This is a genomic window from Robiginitalea marina (genome assembly GCF_024006985.1).
Classification (GTDB): domain Bacteria; phylum Bacteroidota; class Bacteroidia; order Flavobacteriales; family Flavobacteriaceae; genus Robiginitalea; species Robiginitalea marina.
On sequence record NZ_JAMXIB010000004.1, the window covers coordinates 256,474 to 279,420 of the forward strand.

23 protein-coding genes are annotated in these 22,947 nt (G+C 54.8%); 7 read left to right on the forward strand and 16 right to left on the reverse strand.

What is annotated here, in order from left to right; all coding sequences use genetic code 11:
• Positions 1-2: 2 nt before the first annotated feature.
• Genes NG653_RS07180 through NG653_RS07190 form a run of 3 tightly spaced genes read right to left on the reverse strand, consistent with a single transcriptional unit; the run spans position 3 to position 3,620 of the window.
• The gene (locus NG653_RS07180; RefSeq protein WP_252741007.1) at positions 3-752 is read right to left on the reverse strand and encodes a glycosyltransferase family 2 protein; all 750 of its coding nucleotides are present in this window, start codon (positions 750-752) and stop codon (positions 3-5) included.
• Positions 739-2,322, reverse strand: a complete 1,584-nt coding sequence (locus NG653_RS07185; protein WP_252741008.1) for a 4Fe-4S binding protein — start codon at positions 2,320-2,322, stop codon at positions 739-741. The genes NG653_RS07180 and NG653_RS07185 overlap by 14 nt, the downstream gene beginning before the upstream one ends.
• The gene (locus tag NG653_RS07190; protein WP_252741009.1) at positions 2,319-3,620 is read right to left on the reverse strand and encodes an NAD(P)/FAD-dependent oxidoreductase; all 1,302 of its coding nucleotides are present in this window, start codon (positions 3,618-3,620) and stop codon (positions 2,319-2,321) included. Before NG653_RS07190 ends, NG653_RS07185 begins: the two co-directional genes overlap by 4 nt.
• 111 nt (positions 3,621-3,731) lie before the next feature.
• Between NG653_RS07190 and NG653_RS07195 the strand changes: the two genes are divergently transcribed.
• Positions 3,732-4,733 carry a glycoside hydrolase family 113 gene (locus NG653_RS07195; protein WP_440480514.1) on the forward strand — a complete coding sequence of 334 codons (1,002 nt, stop codon included), beginning with the start codon at positions 3,732-3,734 and terminating at the stop codon, positions 4,731-4,733.
• Here NG653_RS07195 and NG653_RS07200 read toward each other — a convergent pair.
• From NG653_RS07200 to NG653_RS14740, 5 genes are all read right to left on the reverse strand, one after another.
• Positions 4,730-5,440 carry a TIGR04283 family arsenosugar biosynthesis glycosyltransferase gene (locus NG653_RS07200; protein ID WP_252741010.1) on the reverse strand — a complete coding sequence of 237 codons (711 nt, stop codon included), beginning with the start codon at positions 5,438-5,440 and terminating at the stop codon, positions 4,730-4,732. The two genes, NG653_RS07195 and NG653_RS07200, sit on opposite strands and share 4 nt — an antisense overlap.
• Complete coding sequence (locus NG653_RS07205) at positions 5,437-6,189, reverse strand: DUF547 domain-containing protein (protein ID WP_252741011.1); 753 nt, start codon at positions 6,187-6,189, stop codon at positions 5,437-5,439. The genes NG653_RS07200 and NG653_RS07205 overlap by 4 nt, the downstream gene beginning before the upstream one ends.
• 93 nt (positions 6,190-6,282) lie before the next feature.
• On the reverse strand, positions 6,283-7,098 hold the full coding sequence (locus tag NG653_RS07210) for a purine-nucleoside phosphorylase (protein WP_252741012.1): 816 nt from the start codon (positions 7,096-7,098) through the stop codon (positions 6,283-6,285).
• The gene (locus tag NG653_RS07215; protein ID WP_252741013.1) at positions 7,079-7,720 is read right to left on the reverse strand and encodes a TIGR04282 family arsenosugar biosynthesis glycosyltransferase; all 642 of its coding nucleotides are present in this window, start codon (positions 7,718-7,720) and stop codon (positions 7,079-7,081) included. The genes NG653_RS07210 and NG653_RS07215 overlap by 20 nt, the downstream gene beginning before the upstream one ends.
• A 205-nt stretch (positions 7,721-7,925) precedes the next feature.
• Positions 7,926-8,057 carry a hypothetical protein gene (locus NG653_RS14740; protein ID WP_256470435.1) on the reverse strand — a complete coding sequence of 44 codons (132 nt, stop codon included), beginning with the start codon at positions 8,055-8,057 and terminating at the stop codon, positions 7,926-7,928.
• Positions 8,058-8,810: 753 nt separating this feature from the next.
• Between NG653_RS14740 and NG653_RS07220 the strand changes: the two genes are divergently transcribed.
• The 3 genes from NG653_RS07220 (at position 8,811) to NG653_RS07230 (ending at position 11,377) form a co-directional block, all read left to right on the forward strand.
• The gene (locus tag NG653_RS07220; RefSeq protein ID WP_252741014.1) at positions 8,811-9,653 is read left to right on the forward strand and encodes a UDP-2,3-diacylglucosamine diphosphatase; all 843 of its coding nucleotides are present in this window, start codon (positions 8,811-8,813) and stop codon (positions 9,651-9,653) included.
• 16 nt (positions 9,654-9,669) lie between these two features.
• Complete coding sequence (locus NG653_RS07225; RefSeq protein ID WP_252741015.1) at positions 9,670-10,671, forward strand: glycosyltransferase family protein; 1,002 nt, start codon at positions 9,670-9,672, stop codon at positions 10,669-10,671.
• Between the two features lie 262 nt (positions 10,672-10,933).
• On the forward strand, positions 10,934-11,377 hold the full coding sequence (locus NG653_RS07230; protein ID WP_252741016.1) for an ABA4-like family protein: 444 nt from the start codon (positions 10,934-10,936) through the stop codon (positions 11,375-11,377).
• Between the two features lie 177 nt (positions 11,378-11,554).
• Here the strand turns inward: NG653_RS07230 and NG653_RS07235 are convergent, their stop codons facing one another.
• Entirely contained in the window at positions 11,555-12,160 is a 606-nt protein-coding gene (locus NG653_RS07235) for a hypothetical protein (protein ID WP_252741017.1), read from the reverse strand.
• A 279-nt stretch (positions 12,161-12,439) separates the two neighbouring features.
• On the opposite strand from NG653_RS07235, the gene NG653_RS07240 reads away from it, so the two are divergent.
• Entirely contained in the window at positions 12,440-14,686 is a 2,247-nt protein-coding gene (locus NG653_RS07240) for a glycoside hydrolase family 3 C-terminal domain-containing protein (protein ID WP_252741018.1), read from the forward strand.
• 151 nt (positions 14,687-14,837) lie between these two features.
• Here NG653_RS07240 and NG653_RS07245 read toward each other — a convergent pair whose 3' ends face one another.
• From NG653_RS07245 to NG653_RS07255, 4 genes are all read right to left on the reverse strand, one after another.
• Positions 14,838-17,009: a molybdopterin-containing oxidoreductase family protein gene (locus NG653_RS07245; protein ID WP_252741019.1), complete on the reverse strand. Its 2,172-nt coding sequence runs from the start codon at positions 17,007-17,009 to the stop codon at positions 14,838-14,840.
• Positions 17,010-17,165: 156 nt separating this feature from the next.
• The gene (locus tag NG653_RS07250) at positions 17,166-17,525 is read right to left on the reverse strand and encodes a hypothetical protein (protein WP_252741020.1); all 360 of its coding nucleotides are present in this window, start codon (positions 17,523-17,525) and stop codon (positions 17,166-17,168) included.
• Positions 17,526-17,586: 61 nt separating this feature from the next.
• Positions 17,587-17,880: a type I restriction enzyme endonuclease domain-containing protein gene (locus NG653_RS14745; RefSeq protein WP_370281092.1), complete on the reverse strand. Its 294-nt coding sequence runs from the start codon at positions 17,878-17,880 to the stop codon at positions 17,587-17,589.
• Between the two features lie 124 nt (positions 17,881-18,004).
• Positions 18,005-18,076 (reverse strand): hypothetical protein, encoded by a 72-nt coding sequence (locus tag NG653_RS07255; protein WP_370281093.1) that lies wholly within the window; start codon positions 18,074-18,076, stop codon positions 18,005-18,007.
• A 188-nt stretch (positions 18,077-18,264) separates the two neighbouring features.
• On the opposite strand from NG653_RS07255, the gene NG653_RS07260 reads away from it, so the two are divergent.
• Entirely contained in the window at positions 18,265-18,516 is a 252-nt protein-coding gene (locus NG653_RS07260) for a DUF4212 domain-containing protein (RefSeq protein WP_252741021.1), read from the forward strand.
• Positions 18,506-20,233 (forward strand): sodium:solute symporter family protein, encoded by a 1,728-nt coding sequence (locus NG653_RS07265; protein WP_256470436.1) that lies wholly within the window; start codon positions 18,506-18,508, stop codon positions 20,231-20,233. Before NG653_RS07260 ends, NG653_RS07265 begins: the two co-directional genes overlap by 11 nt.
• A gap of 72 nt (positions 20,234-20,305) precedes the next feature.
• On the opposite strand, the gene NG653_RS07270 is transcribed toward NG653_RS07265, so the two are convergent.
• The 3 genes from NG653_RS07270 to NG653_RS07280 all read right to left on the reverse strand — a co-directional run bounded on the left by NG653_RS07270 (position 20,306) and on the right by NG653_RS07280 (position 22,683).
• Positions 20,306-21,058 carry a DUF6090 family protein gene (locus NG653_RS07270; protein ID WP_252741022.1) on the reverse strand — a complete coding sequence of 251 codons (753 nt, stop codon included), beginning with the start codon at positions 21,056-21,058 and terminating at the stop codon, positions 20,306-20,308.
• A 9-nt stretch (positions 21,059-21,067) separates the two neighbouring features.
• The gene (locus tag NG653_RS07275; protein WP_252741023.1) at positions 21,068-21,832 is read right to left on the reverse strand and encodes a DUF6090 family protein; all 765 of its coding nucleotides are present in this window, start codon (positions 21,830-21,832) and stop codon (positions 21,068-21,070) included.
• Positions 21,833-21,915: 83 nt separating this feature from the next.
• A complete protein-coding gene (locus NG653_RS07280; protein ID WP_252741024.1) occupies positions 21,916-22,683 on the reverse strand; it encodes a DUF6090 family protein in 768 nt (255 codons plus the stop codon).
• Between the last annotated feature and the right edge of the window lie 264 nt (positions 22,684-22,947).

Genomic DNA, 22,947 nt, shown 5'->3' on the forward strand with positions numbered 1-22,947 from the left:
GGTTATTTATAACTGTATTTGAAAATCCAGCCCAAAATTTTTATGCCTGCAAATATACTACCTTTTACGGTTCCCGAGACCTTCGAGAGGCCAATTCTTTTTTTGTAACGCACTGGCACTTCGGTGTATGCCAGTTTGTGCCTCAGGGCCTTAAGCTGCATCTCCACGGTCCACCCGTAGGTTTTGTCTTCCATCCCCAGGGCTGCCAGGGCTTCGAAAGTAATGGCCCTGAATGGCCCGAGGTCCGTAAACCGGGCCCCGAACAGCAGGCGCATCAAAAAAGTCGCCAGCCAGTTCCCGAAAACCTGTTGCGGGGTCATCGACCCCGGTTCCCTGAGTTCCCTGTCCCTGCTCCCGATGACCAGGGCCATCCCCTGTTCAAGGATGGGGGCTACCACTTTTGGCAACTCTTCCGGGTAGTCGGAATAGTCGCCGTCCATAAATACGATGATATCGGGCTTCCTGGATTTTTCGGACAGGTAATTAATTGCTTTCAGGCAGGCATGCCCATAGCCCTTATTGGGTTCGTGCAGGACGGTGGCCCCGGCTTTGCGGGCCACTTCGGCAGTCCGGTCTGCGGACCCGTTGTCGACCACCACAATTTCGCGTACCAGCGGGGGGACTTCCCGCAGCACGAACCCAATGGATTCTTCCTCGTTAAAGGCTGGGATGATCAGGTCGATTATGGCTGCATTTCCCGGCGCGGGCGCGGGCTTCCCTTCCGGGGTTGGGGTGCGTTCAGGTATTTTCATTCACGAGTTTCATCAGGTCCACATCATTTCCGAGCAGGACTTCCTTTGGGTTGATCCGGCCTTTTAGCGGGCCATTTTCGAGCTTCAGGACCCCCCTGGGGCAGACTGCAGAACAGATCCCGCAACCCACGCAGCTGGCCCTGACGATGTTCGCCCCTTTCTGGGCATAGGCCCGCACGTCAATCCCCATCTCGCAGTAAGTGGAACAATTCCCGCAGGAGATGCACTGCCCCCCGTTGGTGGTGATCCGGAACCGCGAGAACAGGCGTTGCTGCAGCCCCAGGATGGCCGCCATCGGACAGCCGAACCGGCACCAGACCCGGTTGCCGAGAATCGGGTAAAACCCCGTTCCGATGACCCCGGAAAAGATACTGCCAATGAGGAAGCTATAGGTTTTCCTCAGGTCCTCCGAAGGAAACAGGAACACGTGCCTTGAGTCGCTCAGGTAATGGAAGGCGACCAACCCGAGGATGACCAGCAGGTAGGCCGAGGCGCCCAGGCGGGCATCTTTGCGCAGTTGCTCGCGGCGGTACACCATCACCCAGGCAAAGATGGCGGTCAGCAGCGCGGCCACCCCCAGGAGGAACTGGGGCCGGCTGAGCCAGTATTTGCTGTTGTCGGGCCCCAGGTAGGAATAGATAACCGCGGTGGTCATCAGCACCACGAAAACCAGCACGCTATGGACCACCCAGCGCTCCACCCGCCAGGCAAACGTGCTCTTGTCGCTCAGGTGCCGGAAGGGGTCCCCTGCGGTTTCAGCCAGCCCGCCGCAACCGCAAACCCACGAACAGTACCAGCGTTTGCCAAAGAAATAGGTGAGTACGGGGGTGATGACCAGGATGGAAACCACCCCGAAGATCAGCATGGCCAGCCCGATGTTCCCGGCGTCGAGGAAGGCATTTACCCGGTATTTTTCGAAGTTGTAATAATTGAGCGGCCAGATGTTTTTAAGGTCGTAATAGGGAAGGTCCCCGTTGAGCCGCGCCATGATTTCCGGGATGATAAAGGCAAAAGCGGTCTGGAAGAACATCACGCTGAGGGTTCGGATGACCTGATAGCGGTTGTGCCGGTATTTCCAAAGGAATTTGATCCCGAAAGCCACGATTGCCAGGGTATACAGGGTACCGTAAACAAACCACTGGCTGGCCGGGTTTCCGCTCATGGCACGGCTCAGGGGGTCGAAAAGGGCGATAAGGCCACGGTTGTCCCCATCCCTGACCAGGCCAAGGTACTGGGGGTAAAAATACAGGACGATATAGAACCCGGTCAGCAAAATGCCCAGGCCCCAGGCCCAGATTCCCCGTCCGGAAACGGATTTGAACCATACCCCGTTGTTTTTGACCCCCCCCGGTTGCCCGCCATAGGCTGCCCGGCTGAACCATACCACCGCCAGGGCCATGCCGCCCAGGGCAGCGGTGAGCCATGCCGCCGGGTTTGGGAAATCGATCCCGAAAGTGGCAAGAACCAGGATAAAAAGGCTGGCCATCCCCAGGAAAACCGCCATTTTCTGGTTTGTGTTCATGGCCTTCGGAGGGCCTCCGGCCAGGGACATGGAGGTAAGTGTGTTCATTGGGGTGTGTTTTTTTCAAGGTTGAAGGCATGGCGGACCAGGGGCTCATAGCGGGCGAACCCTTCCGGGTCAAAATTGGCCTGCCGGAGGCTGGAGACGACCTGGTCCACGGTTTGCCCGGTGGTTAGCCAGTGGTCCATTACCTCGTGGCGCATCCGTATCCCAAAGGTGTTGATGCCCAGGAATATTCGGGTTTTCGGTTGGTAGGCGATAGTGAGGCAAATTTTTTCCCCGGGGTGTCGCCAGTGGAAATGGGCTTCCTCCTCCCCCCTGGAGCGGTTGCTGTTGACCCAGCCGTAGGTCTGGTATTCGATATCGAGGAATTTTGCGGAATTATACCAATGCCCGGGCCGGTATTCCATGGGGTTTCCGCTGAGGGTCTGCGCCACGGTTTCCCCCATCATCCGCCCTGTGTACCATACAGCTTCAACGGCCCTGCGCTTTCCGACTGGGGTGCGTTGCTGGGCACAGTCGCCTATGGCATACACCCCGGGCATATTGGTCTGAAGGAACCGGTCCACCAACACCCCTTTGTCGACTTCGATCCCAGAGTCGCGGAGGAACCCGATATTCGGGCTCACCCCGGCAGTAAGGCCCACCAGGTCGCATTCCAGGGTTTCACCCTGGTCGGTGACCACCGCCCGCGCCCTGCCCCGGGCATCCGGGAGGATTTCCTTCAGGTTGGTCGCCAGCCTCAGGTCGATATGGTGTTCCCGGATGTGTTCGTTGATCATTTCCGATTCCCCCGAAGGCAGTACCCCGTCCCAGAAGCTGGGCTCCCTGACCAGGAAGGTTACGGGGATGTCGCGGCTGCGCAACATCTCGGCCAGTTCGATGCCGATAAGCCCGCCCCCGACTATGACGGCCCGCCGGCAGGTGTGGCGGTTCGGGGCATTGCGCTCCAGTGCCTGCAGGTCCTGGTAGGAGTACAGGCCCTGTACCCCGTCCAGGTCCTGCCCGGGCCACCCGAAGCGGTTGGGACGGGAGCCCGTGGCGATGATCAGGGCGTCGTACTGAAGGCGTTCGCCGGAATCCAGCAGGAGGGTTTTGGCTTCCGGGATTACCTGCTCCACATGGGCCTTCAGCAGGCCTATGCGGTTTTTCTCCCAGAAATGGTCCTCATAGGGCTTGGTGTGCTCGAAGGCCATGTGCCCCATGTAGATGTACATCAGCGCGGTCCGCGAGAAAAAGTATTCGGTTTCGGAAGAAATTACGGTAATGCTGCAATCCGACAGCTTTCGCAGGTGACGGGCTGCCGTGATTCCCGAAATCCCGTTTCCGATAATGGCAACATGCATGGATTCGATGATTGGGTTGTTGCGTATACTGTCGCAAACAAGATACAAACTTAACAAGGGATTGGAATTTGCAGCGGGTTAAATCTGTACTTTAGGGATAAATTTCCCAAGGTGGTGAGAAGCGTTGTCCTTTTTTGTTGGGTGCTGGGTGTTTCCTGCATGGGGACGCCGGGGGGCAAAATCAACGGGGTGAGCTTTGTGGGGTCGCGGGAGCCGGCCCACCAGCAACATGTAGATGCCCTGCGCCAGGTGCACGCCGGCCACGCGGCGGTAATGCCTTTTGGCTTTATCAGGGAAAAGGATAGCCCGGAAATCATTTTCGATACCGACCGTCAATGGTATGGGGAAACATGCGAGGGGGCGCGGCAGTACATAGAGCTGTTGCAGGGCAATGGGATAAAGGTAATGCTCAAGCCCCAGCTCTGGATCTGGAGGGGCCTCTTCACCGGGGACCTGGAGATGCCCTCCGAGGCCCAATGGCAGGAGCTGGAGTCGGAATATGCCGATTTTATCCTTACCTATGCTGAACTCGCCCGGGAAACTGGGGTGTCCCTTTTCTGTATAGGTACCGAGCTGGAAACCTTTGTCCGGGCCAGGCCAGCGTTTTGGGGGCAGCTGATCCGGGAGGTCCGGGCGCGGTATGGGGGGAAGATCACCTATGCGGCCAACTGGGACGAATATGGCAAAGTCCCATTCTGGGACCAGCTCGACCTGATCGGGATCGATGCCTACTTTCCGCTTTCCGAATCGCGACACCCAACCGTTGCAGAGCTCCGGGATGGATGGCAGCGCTGGAAACAGGAAATCCGGACCCTGCAACAGCAGGTCGGAAAACCCGTCCTCTTCACGGAATACGGCTACCGCAGCATGGATTACACGGCAAAGAAACCCTGGCTCGTCGACCGCAACCAGGAGCAGGTAAACCTTGGGGCCCAGGCCAATGCCAAGGAAGCCATCTTCGAGGAATTCTGGAACGAAGAATGGTTTGCCGGCGGGTTTGTCTGGAAGTGGTTCATCGACCACCCCAAAGCCGGCGGGGCCGGCGACAACCGGTTTACCCCCCAGAACAAGCCGGCCCAGGAGGTGATCCGGCAGTACTACCAGAGATACTAACCCTGCCGTGAAGGCGCCCTCAGGACCTTCTTTTGGTAATAGTCATACAGCGCCTCGGGGGTACTTCCCAACCTCCGTTTCAGGTGTACCATGGTGTAATGGTATTGAAGCCTGAAGATACCTGCCTCGTGGTACCTTCGGGCCGAGGTGGTGATTTTGTCGGGCAGCACGGCAAAAGGGAAATGGCGGTAGACCCTGCCCGTGAATTCATTGTCTTCATAGATCCTGAACGCCTCATTGAACCCTCCCAGCGTTTCGAACCACGCCTTTGGGATAAAGAGCGACTGGTCGCCCCCCCGGCAAAAAGGGTGGTTGAACCGCGTCCACCAGGCGAAAAAATCGAGGAACCAGTGGGCGGGTTCGAAGGCCAGGCGAAAGCACCCTGCCACCGGCCGGGAACTCTGGGCCTGCAGGATGAGTTGGTCGAACCGGGGTGGGGGAAGCGAATCGGCATGCAGGAAATACAGGAGTTCCCCTCGGGCTTCCCCAGCCCCGGCATTTAGCTGCACAGCCCTTCCCCGGGCCGATTGAAGGACCCGGGCCCCAAGCCGTCCGGCCACTTCCCTGCTGTGGTCGGTGCTGCCCCCGTCGACCACAAGGGTTTCGAGTACCTGGCCCGAAACCGCCCTGCGGCGGAGTTCCGGCAGGAGTGTTTCGAGGCGGGGGCCTTCATTCAGCACCGGGATTATAATGGAAAGGCCTTTCACGGAAGCCGGTCATTTAAGGACCAGTCATAGGGGAGGTACTCCACCCGGGCATCGTCGGGGAGTGGGGTGGCAAGGTACGGGTTCACGAACTGAACAAGCGACAGGCCCCGACCGGTGAAATCGCCCTTAAACCATTTGAAGATCCTGGAGAGGTGTGCCTTGTTATCCGAAAACCGGTTGCGCAGCGGATCATTGACAAACTCCCTTGCAGCGGTTTGCAACTGTTTTTCCAGCTCTTTTTCCGTATAAGCCCGGGCCTGGAGCCTGGGGCAGGATAGGGAAGCGCAATTAATGGCAAAATGGATGCGCGGTTCGTCCATTTTGCGCAGGATCCCGTGTTCCACGTCTTCCAGGGAAACCTGTGCCTCCCCTATCCGAAGGAACTTCCGCCCCCACGGATCGCTGATGTCCTTAATGCTTTTCAGGGGGTAATGCTGCACGATCAGCATTACGGTACCCGCATTGTAAAGGTTGATGTAATACGCCAGGCGGGCTTCGCGGGTCCAGTGCTCCCCGGGGACATGGCCTGAAAGGGTGTCGAGGTAGGCCTGCAGTTGGGCCCGGTCTCCTGCAAAACCGCTATAGTTGACCTGCCCGACCGCATCCACATGCTTCCTCAGCAGGCCATCCCATAACTCATGGGAAGGCGCCGGGACCCCCGGGTCTCTCCCGGGGAGGGCTATCGGGTGGTGTAATCCGCAAAACTGGAAGATCATGGAAAGGGCAATAAGGAAAAATGGCTTGACCATGGGTGTCGATTTGTTTTCCCTACTAGTAGCGTTCCCCTGAAAAACCTTACGGGCCAAAGGGCATTCTGGAAACATATGGCATTGTTGCCAATATCACAGCCTTCGAATCAGTTCGGTGAGCAGGGTAACCAGCCTGGGTTCGGCCTGGCCGGCGATTTCCAGGATTTCCTCGACCTTCACCGGTTCCAGGTGGTCCGGGTCGCATTCATCCGTCAGCACGGAAATCGCCGCCACGGGCACCTTCAGCTGGTTGGCCACGATGACTTCCGGCACCGTGCTCATCCCCACCGCATCGGCCCCCAGGGTCTTGAGCATGCGGTATTCGGCCCGGGTTTCCAGTTGCGGGCCCACTACGGCGGCATAGACCCCCTTGCGCAGGACAATGCCTTTTTCCCTGGCGATCCCGGAAAGGGCAGCCCGGAGGCCCGGATCGTAGGGGTCGCTCATGTCCACAAAACGCTCCCCGAATTCCGTGATGTTTTTAACCGCCAGGGGAGACCCCCCCTGCAGGTTGATGTGGTCTTCGATCAGCAGGAGTTCCCCTTTGCGGAATTCCAGGTTTACCGCACCTGCAGCATTGGAAACCAGTAGCGTCCCAACGCCCAGCTCCTTCATTACCCTGATCGGGTAGGTGATATCGGTAAAGGTATATCCTTCGTACAGGTGGAATCGGCCCTGCATGGCCACTACCTTTTTTCCGCCGATCTCCCCGAAAACCAGCTTTCCCGTGTGGAATTCCACGGTGGCCAGCGGGAAGAAGGGGATATTGTGGTAATGGGCGATTTTTTGGTTTTCGATCGACTCCACCAGGCGGCCCAGTCCGGATCCGAGGACGATGCCGATTTCGGGATCCAGGAACCCCCGCTCCCTAAGATAGGCTGTGGAGGATTCAAGTTGTTTCTTGGTCATCGGAATATTTATTGATCAGGAATTCAAAAAGGGTGTGCCCGGCAATGTCTTCATACCGGTCGATATCGTTTCGCTCCGGAAGCAGGCCTACCTGCATGCCTTCCAGGTCGCGCAGGCTTTCTTCCAAAACGGTTTCGCTCCCCCAGGCCTTGTGTTGGAACAGGGGGGGCACCAGGCGCTTCAGGCCCAGGAGGTAGTAACCGCCGTCCCGGGCAGGGCCAAGGACCGCATCCTTTTCCTCAAGCAGTTCAAACGCGTGACGGAGGTCAGCAGCGCTTAGGTCGTACAGGTCGCTTCCGATAATGATGACCCTGGAATACCCCGCCTCCAGGGTTTCCCTGAAGGCGGAGGCCATGCGTTCGCCCAGGTCTTCCCCTGACTGCAGCCTGTAGCGGAAGACCCCGGGATCCCAAATGGATCCATCCCCGAGGCGGTCACTGAAATACACCAGTTTATCGACGCCTTCGAGCTCGCAGCAAAGTGCAGCGGTATGGCCCAGGAGGAAACTGTAGATCCCCAGGGCTGCCCGGTCGCCTATTTTGGCAGCCAGACGGGTCTTGCATTTGCCCGGCTCCGGGTTTCGCGTAAAAATCAACAGGGCGTTAGGAGGTGTTTCGGACAAAGCGGGTTTTTTAATTAGAGCCCCGACGGGGCCGGAAGGCACCAGTAGGCTCGGGGTTGCCCGTCAAAGATAGCACTTCGGAACCGTTCCTGCCATCAGTGTGCCCGGAGAAAACGATCCCGGGTGGCCGGACCTTCGCGCGGAGAAAAGAAAAAGCCCGGGGTTCCCGGGCATAAATACGTTTTATAAAGGATTTTTTGGTACCCTAGTACTCCACCCACCGATAGGCATAGGCCATGATGGCAAACATATAGATCCAGAAAAGGATTGCTCCGCGGTACCGATGGAGGGTTTGACCCAGTTGGTAGAAAAATTCAAGAGAAAGCATGGTTTTCATAATCAAAAAGGTTCTTGTAAAAGAGTGCTTGCCGGGGGAAGGGATCCAGTCCGACCCCCTTTTGACTCACAGCCAAATTTCACCCCTTTGGTCGAAGGATGCCGGTTAAATGGATTTGGGTCCGCAATTTGTCGATGAACTGCAGTTTTGGGAACCTGTAATCGGAAAAATGTGTCGTTGGTCGATCAAAAACAATTCGGACGGGTTCCGACAGGGTCTCAAAAACATCGGTGAACGGATGCCTTAAAAAAAGGTCGGGGACTGTTGCCCCCGACCTTAGCGACCAAAACTAACTCAAACTATGCTTAGCGATGAATATGGGGTAAAGATCCGTTTTATTTGCGGGTTTCGGGTTAGGGACATATTAAGCTTAGGTTGTGGAATTGAAAAGCCCCTAATTTGGTAAAACTGCGTCATTCGAACGCCCTTTGGATGGGGCAGGGGCGGAAGCCCTAAGCAATTCCGGGCTTTTCAGGGTTAAAGAAGGGTGTTTGGCGGCACGCGGGATGCCAGACAGCAGCACCCTGTTGGAAACACAACCTTAAAACGGGCGCAACTTTTTTGTAAATGCCGATTTACGTTCACTTTACCTTAAGAGGTTAAGTTCGCAGTGTATTCCAATCCCCGCAACGCACTGAAATACTTTCAGGACATCCAGGGAATCGTAACAGGGGCCGGGCCCCCGCCTTTATCTCCCGGCCAGCTTTTCCAACCCCGGATACCAGCCGTTGCCTCCAAAACCCTAATTCGCTTATGAAAAAACGACCGGTGGACCTCGTGGTCCTCTCCGATGTACATCTGGGCACCTATGGGTGCCACGCCCGGGAACTTTGCAGGTACCTTAAATCGATCAGGCCGGCTACCGTGGTGCTTAACGGCGACATCATCGATGTCTGGCAATTCTCAAAACGGTACTGGCCCAAATCGCATATGAAAGTGGTGAAACTGCTTATGGATTGGGTCACCAGCGGGGTACAGGTGTATTATGTGACGGGTAACCACGATGAATTGCTCCGCAAGTTCGTCGGCTTCCAGCTATCGGGCTTTTCGATTGTCAACAAGGTGGTCCTGGACCTCGACGGCAAAAAGGCCTGGGCCTTCCACGGCGATGTCTTCGACGTGACCATGAAGCACTCCAAGTGGCTGGCAAAGCTTGGGGCATTGGGCTACGATGCCCTGATCCTGCTGAACCGGTCGGTAAACTTTTTCGGCAAGAAACTGGGCTACGGCCCGGTTTCCATGTCCAAAAAGATCAAAAGCAGCGTGAAGTCGGCGGTGAAATTCATCAACAACTTCGAAGAAATAGCCACCGACATCGCCCTGGAAAACGGGTACGATTATGTGGTTTGCGGGCACATCCACCAGCCCGAAATCCGGGAAATCCGCAAAGGGGATTCCGCGGTTACCTACCTGAATTCCGGTGACTGGGTGGAAAACCTGACCAGCCTGGAATACCATATGGGCCAATGGAGCCTCTACAGGTACGAGCACGACCCGGCTGTGCAACCCGGGGACGAACCCCTGGCAGAGGCCGAAGAAGTGATGGATGTACAGGTGTTGTTTGAAAACCTGGTTCAGGAAATGAGGGTGCGATAACCAAATACAAAGGAACATGAAAGTACTCTATGCGATTCAGGGAACCGGGAACGGCCACCTCAGCCGTGCCCGCGACCTCATCCCGGCCCTGCTCGACAGGGGGGTGGCCCTCGACCTGCTGGTCTCCGGCACCCAGGCCGACCTGTCGTTGCCCTACCCGGTCCGGTACCGGTTCAAAGGCATGAGTTTCATTTTCGGGAAGCAGGGGGGCGTGGATTTCTGGCAAACTTACCGGAAGGCAAACTCCTTTCGGGTCAGGGAAGAAGTACGCACCCTTCCGGTCCGGGAATACGACCTGGTCCTGAATGATTTTGAACCGGTTTCGGCCTGGGCCTGCAAGCTGAAAAACATCCCGTGCATCGGGGTCAGCCACCAGGCCGCCGTATTGTCCCCGGCCGCGCCCCAGCCAGACCGGAAGGACCCGGTGGGGCTCTTTGTCCTGAGGAATTACGCCCCGGTCTCGCACCAGTACGGCTTCCACTTCCAGGCGTATGAGGAAGGCATGTTTACCCCCATCATCGGCAAAGGGATCCGGGAAGCCCGTATTTCCGAGGGATGGCATTACACAGTATACCTCCCGGCCTATTCCGACGCGCGTATCGTCTCGGTGCTCTCACAGGTCCCCGGGGTACAGTGGGAGGTTTTTTCCAAACACAACGCCAGCCCGTTCCGCCACGGGAATGTGCAGGTGCGCCCGATCGAACACGATGCGTTCCTCGAAAGTATCGCAGGTTGCCGGGGCGTACTTTGCGCTGCCGGGTTTGAAACCCCGTCCGAAACCCTGTTCCTGGGCAAGAAGCTGTGCGTGGTGCCCATGAAAAACCAGTACGAACAGCAGTGCAATGCCGTGGCCCTCTCCCAAATGGGGGTCCCGGTCCTCGATGGCCTGTCTGCAGATACCCTGCCTGCCCTTCAGGAATGGGTGGGGCAGGAAAAGGCCCTGCAGGTGCCCTACCCCGATATTGCAGGGGTCGTGGTGGACCGGGTGCTGGAGGCGCATGCCCCCGTTTTTGTCTAAACGCCACGGATATCCCCCAGCCATGCACATGAACCTGTTTGCAGCCTCCGATGGGGGTTGGGCTTGCAGGGTGAAGAAGGGGTTGGTGCGCGCTATAGAAAAAGGGTGCCTGCTTTGTTCTTGCAGGGATTTAGGGTACTTTGAAAATGGGGGGAGGGGGCGCCCCATATTGAAAAGAATTCGCTCCTACCCTCGCCACACCACCTCCCTCATAGCGATGCCCGGCTTAAAAAAGCTATCTTTCCCCTTCAAACCAAAACCTATGGAAACCCTTTTTGCCCTGGCCAATGCCTGGATCCTGCCGGGATGGCTGCTCTTGTTGTTCGCCCCATCCTGGAAGCATACCGGAAAACTCGTTTTCTACCTGGTGATCCTGGTATTGGCCGTTGTGTATGCGGTGTTACTGCTTTCCGATATCGGGAGTTTTGACCCGGAGGCCGGTTCCACCCTGGAGGGGATCTCAAACGCCTTTGGCAGCCCCTGGGTTGCCCTGATCGGCTGGATCCACTACCTCGCCTTCGATATGCTGGCAGGCCTCGTTATCGCCCTCGATGCCAGGCGTGTGGGGGTGAACCGGATCTTGATGGCCCTGCCGCTGTTCCTTACCTTGATGGCCGGACCCTTTGGCCTGTTGACCTATGTCCTGATCCGGGCCGCTTACACCCGGCACCTGGGCCTGCCCCTGCAGGATGGGTCCGGGAACTAAAGGAATGGGTAGGCCCTTGATGGCTTAAGAAACCCCGGTTCCTGCGCCTTCTGTTTCCTGAATTCCATGCTTTGGGTTTGCAGGGAATTCCCATATCTTGAAACCGAGGGCGGGGGACCCTCCCCCGCCCTCGTATTACCGGATTTTTTACCAGCCTCCTGTTGGGAACCCGCCCGCCTAAAAGGCGAAACCGAACCCGATATTGGCTACCAGCAGTCCGTTATCGCCAATGCCGGGCACGTCCGGGATTTCTTCCCGACCCTCTGCGGGTTGCCCATTGACGGTCCCCCGGAGAACCACTTCCTGGGGGATATCGCCGAACCCATAGCCAGCTTCGGCCCGGAAATAGAACTTCCGCCCGAGTTTGGCGCCTACCTTCAGGTTAAAGGTCGAAATCTCGACTTCCCCGGTGGCTTCCCCCTCAAAGAGCTCCCCATCGATGGTTTCAGCATCGGTATAAGTGCCGTCGAGGTTGAACTTCCCGTAGGATACGGAGGCATACAGCCCGGTCCCCTGGGTGTTGAAATAGATGTTGGAGCCGATTTCAAAGAAATCGAAAGAAGTATCTACCTCTTCCACTTCCAGGGAAAAGGTGGAATAATCCACAAAAGGCGCCAGGCGGTTGCCCAGCACGGGCAGCACAAATTCGGCATTCCCACCGATAATATTCGGCACCCCGGCTTTGAGCCCGATGCGGAAACGGCGGACATCGTCCCCCGGGCCCTGGGCCAGGGAAACCGCGCCAAAGCCCAGCAAAAGGGCAGAAAGGATGATATTTTTCATATGGCTTTTTTTGGAAATGTAGGATAAAAACGAAGCCCATACCCGGTATATTGCCACGGGGGGGATAAGAGGCCAGCCCCGACCGGGCCCAACCCCAGGAAATTGAAGCCGGATCTGGCTTCCGGGGTTGATGGCCTCCCGGGGCGGGGAATATCCGATCGGCCAACGGCGTTTTAATTGGTCCCGGGCCACCGGTATCTTCGGGGATAATGTTAAATTTGAGGGAACGAAGCTGCGGGAAGCAAGCCCCAGCCCAGAGCCACCCTGAAAATACCGCGTATGGCCTCCACCACCACAGGCAGGTTCCTCGCCGCAGGGGCAGTATTACTGCTTACTGCGTGCCAACCTTCCGAAAAACCCGAAATCCCTGCACCGCCCATGGAATCGCAGCAAACCTTCAAAGGAATACCGGTCACCCGTGCCCACGACCAGCAGATTGATAGCCTCGTGGATCAAATGACCCTGGACGAAAAGGTGGGGATGCTCCACGGGACCAGCATGTTTACCACGGCCGGGGTAGCCCGGCTGGGGATCCCCGAATTGAAAATGGCCGATGGCCCCCTGGGCGTCCGAGAAGAGATTTCAAGGGATTCCTGGGCACCGGTGGGGGCCGACGATGATTTTGCGACCTATTACCCCGCAGGGGCCGGGCTGTCGGCCACCTGGAACCCCGATATGGCCTACCGCTTTGGCAGCAGCGTGGGGGCCGAGGCCCGGGCCCGGGGAAAGGACGTGTTGCTGTCCCCCGCCATCAACATTATCAGGACCCCATTGGGGGGCCGTACTTACGAATACTTTACGGAAGATCCTTTCCTGAACCGAAAACTGACCGTTCCCTTTATTGTGGGCCTGCAGGAGAACGACGTGGCGGCCTGTGTGAAGCATTATGCGGCCAACAACCAGGAAACCAACCGCGACTTTGTGGATGTACAGATCGATGAACGCACCCTGCGGGAAATCTACCTGCCAGCGTTCAAAGCGGCCGTAACGGAAGCCAAAGCCCATACCGTTATGGGGGCGTACAATAAATTCCGGGGGGAATACCTCTGCGAGAACGGGTATATGCTTAACGAGGTCTTAAGGGAGGAATGGGGTTTTGAAGGCATCGTCATTTCCGACTGGGCAGCTGTGCACAGCTCGGTCCATGCCCTGGAAAGCGGGTTGGACATTGAAATGGGGACCCCCAAACCCTTCAACGAATTCTTTCTGGCAGACCCGCTCATAGATTCTGTAAAAGCCGGGAAGATTTCCGAAGCGGAAATCGACAAGCACGTCAAACGCATCCTGCGGGTGATGTTTACGGTAAAAAGCATGGGGGGCGAAGCCCGGGAAAAAGGAAGCCTCGGTACGGAGGCGCATTTCGGGGATGCCTACGCCATTGCCGCGGAATCGGTGGTGCTGCTGAAAAACACCCAAAACCTCCTGCCCCTGAATGCGGAAGGGATGAAATCCATCGCGGTGATCGGGGCCAATGCCACCAAAAAGAACGCCCTGGGCGGCTATGGGGCCGGGGTAAAAACCAGGAGGGAGGTCACCCCCCTGGAAGGGCTGAAAAACCGGTTGCCCGCATCCGTGGACATCCGGTATGCCGAAGGATACCAGGAGCGCTATGCCCCCAGGCGGGAGGCGGTTTTCGGGGACGTGACCCAGCAGCGGGTGGAAACCATCGATACCCTCGACCCGGAACTGTTGAACGAGGCGCTTGAAGCGGCGAAAAGCGCAGACGTGGCCGTCATTTTTGCCGGATCGAACCGCGACTACGAAACCGAGGCTTCCGACCGGGCCGACCTGGAATTGCCCTTTGGGCAGGAAACCCTGATCGAAAAGGTGCTGGGGGTAAACCCCAATACCATTGTGGTGATGATTGGGGGGGCGCCTTTTGACATCGGCCGGATCAAAGAAAAAGCGTCTGCCCTGGTATGGAGCTGGTACAACGGGTCCGAAGGCGGGAACGCCCTGGCCGATGTGTTGCTGGGCACGGTCAACCCGTCGGGAAAGCTGCCCTGGACCATGCCCAAACGCATAGAGGATTCCCCGGCCCATGCCACAAACAGTTTCCCGGGAGACGCCACGGTTTCCTACGCCGAAGGCCTCCTGGTGGGGTATCGCTGGTTCGACACCAAAAACATCGAGCCGCTCTACCCCTTCGGCTACGGGTTATCTTACACCACCTTTGAAATCGGGAAAGCGGCACCGGTCCGGGAGGCCTACTCCGCAACGGATACCGTTTACCTGAGCGTGGAGGTGGCGAACACGGGCCGGCGGGACGGGAAGGAAGTGGTGCAGGTCTACAGCACTGCGCGAAATTCCAAAGTGGATCGGCCAGCAAAGGAACTGAAAGGGTTCCGGAAGGTGTTTGTCCCTGCAGGGGAAACCAAACGCATCGCGATAGCCATCCCCCTTGGGGACCTGGCGTATTACAATGTGGCCAGGGGCGCCTGGGAGGTGGAACCCGGGGCATACCAATTCAGCATCGGCACTTCCTCGCGCGATACGCAGGCGACCGTTGCCATCCGGGTCGAGTGACGCTTTTGATGGCCTTTATCCGCAACCGGTCACCCTTTGCCACGCCGTCGCAGGGCCAGGTACCAAAGCGTCCCGGCCAAAACCAGCAGTAAGGGCACTGCCCCGGGTTCGCCATGGGGTTAATTGGGGCCCGACCCGGGCCAGGACCATGTTAAACGATTTTTTCAATTTCCACCCGGGCCTCCTGTATGGCGCCGCCCCGGCCCATGTCGGTCAGCCGGTGGTCGGTAAGGGCATTGGCTGAAGAGCCGCCTTTCAAAAGGGAAGGCCAGTACCCCTGGGGCATGCAGACCACCCCGGGGGTGACCTTTTCGCTGATCCGCGCCGTGAGGAACACCCGGCCCCGGGGGTTGAAAACTTTTAGTTCATCCCCATCGGCAATATTGCGGGCCGCCGCATCCTGCGGGTGGACCTCCAGGTAGGGCTTCCCTTCCTTTTCAAGGAGGTGGCCCACGTTGGCATGGCTGCTGTTGAGGAAATATTTCGGGGTTTTAAGGGTCAGCAGGTGCAGGGGGTAGGCCCTGAGTTCCTCCTCGCTGTACGCCACGGGGAGGTAGGCGGGCAGGGGATGCTCCAGGGCAGCGTCGTGGAAATGGCATTTCCCGGAGGCGGTTTTGAAGTTCCCTTCCGCATGGGGTATCCAGGGCTCCGGCAGGGTTAACCGCTGTCCGCCCGATTGCCGCAGCGACTCGAAGGTGATGCCTTCCAGGTACGGGTGGTCGCTCTTCAGGGTGTTTTTTACGATTTCCAGGTCGGCCTGGTACAGGTAGGGTTCCGTATAGCCCATGGCCCGCGCCAGCAGCCGGAAGAGTTCCGAATTGGGCTTGGATTCCCCCCGGGGGTCGATGGCCGGCTCGTTGAGGTTCAGGTAGGTGGAGCCCCAGGAATCGAAGAGGTCCCAATGTTCCAGCACGGTGGTTGCCGGGAATACATAGTCGGCGTACCGGGCCGTATCGGTAAGGAAGTGTTCCGACACGATCGTCAGCAGGTCGGGCCGCTCCAGGCCCCGGCGCACCAGGTTCTGGTTGGGCGTGGTGACGGCCGGGTTGGAATTGAACACCAGCAGGGCCTCGATGGGCGGGTCCAGGGCCGGGTCGGTAAGCGCCTTCCCCAGTTCCACCATGTTGATGGAGCGGGTGGCGGGGTTGGCCAGTTCTGCGGGCAGGGAAATGCTTTCCCAGTTGAGCGCCTCCCCGAAAAGTTCGTAGGTCATGTGCATCAGCCCCCCACCATGGTGCCGCCAGGCCCCGGTGAGGGCCGGCAACATGGCCACCGCCCTGAAAGCGCTGGCCCCGTTTGCCTGGTGCTCCATGCCGATCAGCACCCGGATCAGGGAGGGCGTGCTTTGGGCATACGCCCGGGCAAAGGCAATAATGGTTTCTTCGGGCAGGCCGGTAATTTGCGCTGTGGTTGCCGGGTTATGGGCCTGCACATGGGCCCTTAGTTCTTCGATCCCCAGGGTGTGGCGGTCGATGTAGTCCTGGTCTTGCAGGCCTTCCGCCAGGATTATGTGCATCATCCCCAGGGCCAGGGCCGTATCGGTGCCGGGCCGGGGCTGGATGTGCCAGTCGGCTTCCGCGGTGGTGCGCGAGCGGAACGGATCCACCACCACCAGGGTGGCCCCGTGGTCCCTTGCTTTTTGGATAAAGGGCCAGAGGTGCTGGTTCGAAAGAATGGGGTTGGTGCCCCACAACACGAGGTATTTGCTATGGACGCAATCTTCGGGCAAAACCCCGGTAGTCTGGCCGTTGGCGGCGAGCACCCCGGCCACGGCCGCATTCCCGCAGATGGTGCGCTCCAGCTGGCTGGCCCCGAGCCGGGCAAAGAACCGGTTGGGGATGGCTTCCCCCTGCACCAGGCCCTGGTTGCCGCCAAAGCTGTAGGGCAATATGGCTTCGCCCCCGCTTTTGGCAACAATGGCGCGCAGTTTCCCGGCCACCTCGCCGATGGCCTGTTCCCAGGAGATGGGGGTAAAGGTGCCGGTACCCTTTTCCCCGGTCCTCTTCAAGGGGGTCAGCAGCCGGTCGGGGTGGTAGGTGACGTCGGAGGGGAAGGCGTCCATTTTGTTGCACAGTTTTCCGGCGGTGTAGGGGTTGTCGCCGGCCTGGAAAGCCGTAACCTTGCCGTCCGCAGCGGTTACCTTCCAGCTGCAGCGGTCGGGGCAATCGTGGTAGCAGGCCCCGTGCACGGTTTTGGCAGGGGAAGGGCCGAGGCAGCCCGAACCCACCAGGGGCAGGGAGGTGAGGCCGATGCCGGCGGCCGTTTTGGCGCTGAGTTCAAGGAATTCCCTGCGGGGGATGCCTTTGGGTTGGGTTGGTTTCATAGGATGGTTTTAAAGACTGCCAAACACCCTGTGCGGGCAGCCGCGCCCCCGGGGCATACCCCTAAGGTAAAAAAGATTACGGTTCAAGGTCGTTTAACTTTATCGGGCGGCGCCTGCGTTATTCTTTTGAGCCCAGGGCCGCTTCCAGGCGCGCTTTCAGTTTCCCCGATTCCCCGACGATTTCATGACGCTGTAGGTGGAGGTGGTGGGGGTGTAATTCTCTACCTGCAAAATAGTGGGGAGATGGCTGTTGATGCCTTCCATTTGGTTGGATGACACCAGGGCAAACAGGTTCTCCACGTTTTTCTGGTGTTCGGTGTTCTGGGGGATTTGATACGCCTCATAGCTCTTCAGGTCCCCGGTGAGATCTGCGACCAGGGAGTGCACCAACAGGGCGCTTTCCTTCCGGTCCTTGTTTATTTGTGCCCTTTCGCTGATGTAAAAGGCCAGGTATACCCCCAGGATCACGGCCAGGAAATTGAAGAAGTGATTGAGCAGGGCCTGTTTGTTTTTCATTCGGGTACTGTTTTGATGGCGGGCGACCTGGTTATGGGTTTACAAGATAATACATAAGGGCCTAATGGTTCGCCTGAGGGATTGATTGTGGGGTTGGGGGTGATATGGGGTGCTTTTTTGTGGACGAAGGAGTACGTCTGAATTTGAACTGTTTTCTGTAACCTGGTTCAGGTGTAAATTCTTTGGCAATAACCTCCGCCTGCTTCAGCACCATCTCCGTTGCCAATTTCTGCATATCCGGGGGATAGCCATTTTGCCGTAAGGCCGGCTTGAGGATTGCTTTGGGTTTTGCCCTGCCCGGGACTATCCCGCCAACTGAGTAAATTGAAAATAGTGCGGGCCGACCGCTGCTTATATTTCCATCTCCAGATTAATTTCGGCAACAATTGTATCAATCTCCATTACCATATTTTATGGCCTTTCCACTGCTTCTTGTTGAGAGATACTTTTCCACCGATGTATTCCTTCGTAAAGCAAAATCATCTCTTTTTTTTTCGGCGTTCATTCCAGTTGTCTACTTGCAAGGCAATCAAAATCCCAATCACCACCACCAAAATCTCATAAACGGCTATATACGGGATTGGACATCTCCTTTAAAATTTACATTAAAATGATTTGAAATAGTCCTTATTATTATCTTTTCAGCATTGAAGAAAGGGAACTCCCGGGACGGGATTCCTATGTCAGACCTCCCCGGGTTAGCACAAAAGGATATGCTATAAATTTTTAAAATTATTTGATGACTAAAAAGGCAAAGGCATATTGGAAGGAAAACCTCAGGTATCTTTTCATGCTATTGATGATCTGGTTTGTGGTTTCCTTTGGAGCAGGGATTTTATTTAAAAATATACTGGACGAGATTAAAATTGGGGGGTTCAAACTTGGGTTTTGGTTTGCCCAACAAGGTTCTATGTACGTCTTTGTGATTTTGATATTTGTCTATGTGCGCCTTATGAACAAACTCGATAGAAAATACGGGTATGATTCATAGCTTGATGGTCGAAGGGATTGGGATTCAGAATTGGACGTACATCCTGGTCGGGGTAACTTTCGCCCTATATATAAGTATTGCAATCTGTTCCAGGGCAGGCTCTACCGAAGATTTCTATGTTGCAGGCTCAGGCGTATCACCACTGGCCAATGGTATGGCCACGGCAGCCGATTGGATGAGTGCAGCATCATTTATTTCGATGGCGGGCATTATCTCCTTTGCAGGATATGACGGAGCGGTATATTTAATGGGCTGGACGGGGGGTTATGTACTGTTGGCACTGCTTTTAGCGCCCTACCTCCGCAAGTTTGGTAAATTTACCGTGCCTGATTTTATCGGTGAACGCTACTATTCCGACATCGCCCGTTTTGTGGGTGTGCTGTGCGCTTTGCTGGTTTCTTTCACCTATGTAGCCGGGCAAATGCGCGGTGTTGGCCTGGTTTTTTCCCGTTTTTTAGAAGTTGATATTGATACCGGGGTGATCATAGGAATGCTCATTGTACTCTTCTATGCCGTTTTAGGGGGGATGAAGGGAATTACGTATACCCAGGTAGCTCAGTATTGTGTGCTCATTTTTGCTTTTATGGTGCCCGCTATTTTTATCTCTATCCAAATGACGGGTAATCCGGTTCCGCAGCTTGGATTTGGAAGCCAAATGGCCGATGGGTCCGGAATGTATTTGCTGGATAAATTGGACGGATTGAGCGAAGATTTGGGTTTTGCCCAATATACCAACGGGTCAAAATCAATAATAGATGTCTTTGCAATTACACTGGCGCTAATGGTCGGTACGGCCGGCCTGCCGCATGTTATCGTTCGTTTCTTTACCGTCAGGAGGGTGAGGGACGCCAGGAAATCTGCGGGAATCGCATTGCTTTTAATCGTTATTCTATATTCTACGGCTCCTGCCGTTGCTGTTTTTGCGAGAACAAATATGATTGAAACCGTTTCAAAGCAATCCTACGCCTCAGTTCCGGAATGGTTCAAAAAATGGGAAACGACCGGATTAATAGTCTTTAATGATAAAAATAATGACGGGATAATCAACTATGTCGCCGATGCCTCAAAGAATGAATTGCAAGTGGATAATGATATTATGGTTTTGGCAAATCCGGAAATTGCCCGCCTGCCGGACTGGATTGTAGCCCTGGTAGCTGCAGGCGCCCTGGCTGCAGCTTTATCAACAGCTGCCGGACTCTTATTGGTTATTTCTTCCTCCATTTCTCACGATTTGATCAAGAAAATAATAAATCCGAAAATATCGGAGAATGGCGAATTGATCGCTGCCCGCATTTCGGCTATAGTTGCGGTTTGTGTGGCCGGCTATTTTGGCATCAACCCCCCTGGATTTGTCGCTGCAACCGTAGCCCTGGCTTTTGGTTTGGCGGCAGCCTCATTTTTTCCAGCCATAGTTTTAGGTATTTTCTACAAAAGGATGAATAAGGAGGGAGCCATAGCAGGCATGGTTGTGGGGATAACCCTGATGATGTTTTATATGATAAAATACAGGCTTGGCTGGTTCGATGAGGTTGTGCCTGACAAGGATGAATGGTGGTTCGGAATTTCACCAGAAGGCTTTGGCAGCGTGGCTATGGGTGTCAATTTTTTCGTTTCGGTGGTAATTTCAAAATTCACATCCGCACCCCCAACAGAAGTACAGGAAATGGTTGAAAACATACGCATCCCACTTGGAAGTGGCCCGGCCACCGACCATTAATGGAGGCCAGGAATTCGATTCCTATTGTCAGTTAGGAGTGGTTGCCGTATTTGACGGAAGAAGCGAAGTATGTCAATCTTCAATATATGGATTTAACAGGGGAAGTATGGCCCTAATCGTAATTTGTAGCTGCTCCAGACGTTCAATTTCACTACCGTACATCACCTCATAGGACCCGAGGACAACAGCCACCCTTGGGACAAAATCTTCCTCGTCAATGTTTTTCCATGTTGCATTAAACAGGTAACTGTTTTGGTAATTCGGATGGTGGAGTCGTCCAATAATATTATACCTGTCGACAAAATCGTCCAGGTGGGTCCGATATTGATCATTATAGAAATCAATGATTTCTTTATTGCTGGCAATGGTGGTGTAATAATCCGAGAGGGCCTTTTTGACATCTTCGGGCAAAAGCTCAAAAGCCCCTGTAGATTTTAAGTTTTCAAAGGTGTTTTGGTTAAAGGGCAAGCTGGATATCCAGTAAACTGGAAACTCCTTTTTCATTATTTGTATCAGGGTATCAAGGGTAGCAGAACTGGAATAGGCCCTGTTCATCAGCCTTCGATTGATGCTGTCTGTGTTTTTGTAAGCTGGCAAATACTCTGAAATCAAAAGGCTATCCTGCAAGATGTCATTCTGCAGGGATTCCATGGCGATTTTTAGTTTCAACCGATCCTTCCGCTTCTCATTCCAATTATCCACCTGAAAGGCAATCAGGATACCAATCACTACAAGTAATATCTCGCCAACCGCATACAGCAGGTACTTGCTGAACTTGTTATCGGTCAGGAGGCCTTGACGGATTTTACGAAAGAAGCGGAGCATGGCAGCTTATCAGGATTTGTTGATTTCTGATTCGATCATCTGAATAATAAGATCAATTTCGGATTGAAGATCGTGGCGGAAGCTCAGGACATCTTCGGTCAATGCAAGTTTCATGGCAAATAAATTGCGGATCCTGGGGTCCTTTAAGAGTTCCAGATAGTCGTTTTCTGGTTCATTGCTTAGATCCACCGACAAATTGGATGCCGGAGAATTAAAGATGCGAATAAAATTCAGTTGTGATTCCGCAATCTCATCAATCCGTATTTGCTGAACTGTCAAACGATCTTTCACCAGGTTTTCTAATCGATCAAGGCTTATCTCCAAATTGGTGAACATTTCCCGGAGGTCTCGATTACTTATCAGGGCTGTTTTTCCTGTATTCTTAATCTCTGCGTACGACTTAATTATGGGAATATCGGATTCAAAATCCCATAAGATCGGTCCTATTTTTTCATCCTCGTAAAAAGAAGATGGAGTCTCACCTTCGTCAGGATGGATATTAAGGGTGCGGATAAGATCGACAACCAATAGTTCCTCGGCACGGATAGATTTGGAGGACTGCTCCCGGGCGGCACGGAGGTCATCGAGAAGATTGTTTAGCAGCTCTTTTTCTTGGGCTTTTTCCATTAGGGCCTCATTCCAATTACCTATTTGAAGTGCTATCAATATCCCGATCACCACCAAGGAAATCTCCCCAATGGCGTACAGAAGGTATTTGCTGAAATTGTTTTTAGTAAGCAGGTCTTGTCTTAAACGTCTGAAGAGTTTGAGCATCGGCTTGGGTTGGTTTCTATGGCTTTTGGGGTTCAGAAATAAGCACTAATTTGCACGATTTTATTGCCCTTGTTGTACCCCCATTATTCATCCTTGATTTCCTTATTGATTAAATCGAGGATTTCCTCAATCAATTGGAGTCCCTTTTTCTGGCTGGAGAGCACCCTTTCATGGTAAATAACGAGGTTTTCAATCATGTTTTCAAATTCCAGGTAGCCCAGAAGGTTCCGGTTGTCTACCTCAAATCCGGATTTCGGGAAATTGTATTTCGCTATGGCCTGGGTGGTAGCCACCTCATCCGCATTGAGCCAGCTGCCATTTTTAATTATAAAGTTCAGTAAGGGATCCGAATAGCTTTTGGTCTGGCGCTCTTCCTCCTTGATATGTTCAAATGCCGGTTTCCAGGAAGATAGTTTTTCCCTGAGCCCGGCACTCCTAATGATCTGCAGCCGGCCCGAATTCATCAAGTCGTCCAGGAAGCTGTTTTTGGGGAAGAATTCTGAGGTAACCGTTACATCATTGATCAGGACATTAAAGGCTTCCTCTGTATCTGGTTTAGGCTTGGATCCGGTATAATTAAGAACCTGTAAGTTGGATTCAATTGTCTTTTGGGTTATGGTAATATTCATTTGTAAAGCCTCCCTGTTGTATTGGAAATCCTGTTTCAGGTTCTGCAGGGCCACCTGTTCTTCCCTTTTTAAAATGCGCTCCTGGTTCCAGTTGTCGATGCTGATGGCGATGAGGATCCCGATCACGACCAGCACAATTTCGCCTATGGCGTAGAGCAGGTATTTACTAAACTTATTATCGGTTAGGAGTCTTTGACGGATGTTACGGAAGAAGCGGAGCATTAGGTCGGTTGGTTACCCGATCAAATTACAAAAAAGAAGCAAAGCTTTGGTGTTTTGTTTGCTATGTGGATCAGCTACCTGGGCTTGTGAAGTTGTTTGTGCGCCCCACTGCCAGGAGATACCCGGAAGTAGAGCAGAGCTCACTTCCGGATGTTCCTTCGGTCCCCCACCTGAAAACCTGTCCCGAGCGAAGGTGAGGGGTGCCAAAACCTACCGCCGCTGGAGATTTCTTCAATTGAACTCCAGGAGATACCTCCCCCTCCC

Bases quoted from the DNA above. Each gene is read 5' to 3' on its own strand.
- NG653_RS07245 (WP_252741019.1), bottom strand. From the start codon at position 17,009: ATGAAACCAACCCAACCCAAAGGCATCCCCCGCAGGGAATTCCTTGAA.
- NG653_RS07205 (WP_252741011.1), bottom strand. From the start codon at position 6,189: ATGGTCAAGCCATTTTTCCTTATTGCCCTTTCCATGATCTTCCAGTTT.
- NG653_RS07260 (WP_252741021.1), top strand. From the start codon at position 18,265: ATGACTAAAAAGGCAAAGGCATATTGGAAGGAAAACCTCAGGTATCTT.
- NG653_RS07225 (WP_252741015.1), top strand. From the start codon at position 9,670: ATGAAAGTACTCTATGCGATTCAGGGAACCGGGAACGGCCACCTCAGC.
- NG653_RS07185 (WP_252741008.1), bottom strand. From the start codon at position 2,322: ATGAACACACTTACCTCCATGTCCCTGGCCGGAGGCCCTCCGAAGGCC.
- NG653_RS07190 (WP_252741009.1), bottom strand. From the start codon at position 3,620: ATGCATGTTGCCATTATCGGAAACGGGATTTCGGGAATCACGGCAGCC.
- NG653_RS07270 (WP_252741022.1), bottom strand. From the start codon at position 21,058: ATGCTCCGCTTCTTTCGTAAAATCCGTCAAGGCCTCCTGACCGATAAC.
- NG653_RS07220 (WP_252741014.1), top strand. From the start codon at position 8,811: ATGAAAAAACGACCGGTGGACCTCGTGGTCCTCTCCGATGTACATCTG.
- NG653_RS07265 (WP_256470436.1), top strand. From the start codon at position 18,506: ATGATTCATAGCTTGATGGTCGAAGGGATTGGGATTCAGAATTGGACG.
- NG653_RS07230 (WP_252741016.1), top strand. From the start codon at position 10,934: ATGGAAACCCTTTTTGCCCTGGCCAATGCCTGGATCCTGCCGGGATGG.
- NG653_RS07250 (WP_252741020.1), bottom strand. From the start codon at position 17,525: ATGAAAAACAAACAGGCCCTGCTCAATCACTTCTTCAATTTCCTGGCC.
- NG653_RS07240 (WP_252741018.1), top strand. From the start codon at position 12,440: ATGGCCTCCACCACCACAGGCAGGTTCCTCGCCGCAGGGGCAGTATTA.
- NG653_RS07180 (WP_252741007.1), bottom strand. From the start codon at position 752: ATGAAAATACCTGAACGCACCCCAACCCCGGAAGGGAAGCCCGCGCCC.
- NG653_RS07280 (WP_252741024.1), bottom strand. From the start codon at position 22,683: ATGCTCCGCTTCTTCCGTAACATCCGTCAAAGACTCCTAACCGATAAT.
- NG653_RS07275 (WP_252741023.1), bottom strand. From the start codon at position 21,832: ATGCTCAAACTCTTCAGACGTTTAAGACAAGACCTGCTTACTAAAAAC.
- NG653_RS07235 (WP_252741017.1), bottom strand. From the start codon at position 12,160: ATGAAAAATATCATCCTTTCTGCCCTTTTGCTGGGCTTTGGCGCGGTT.
- NG653_RS14740 (WP_256470435.1), bottom strand. From the start codon at position 8,057: ATGAAAACCATGCTTTCTCTTGAATTTTTCTACCAACTGGGTCAAACC.
- NG653_RS07210 (WP_252741012.1), bottom strand. From the start codon at position 7,098: ATGACCAAGAAACAACTTGAATCCTCCACAGCCTATCTTAGGGAGCGG.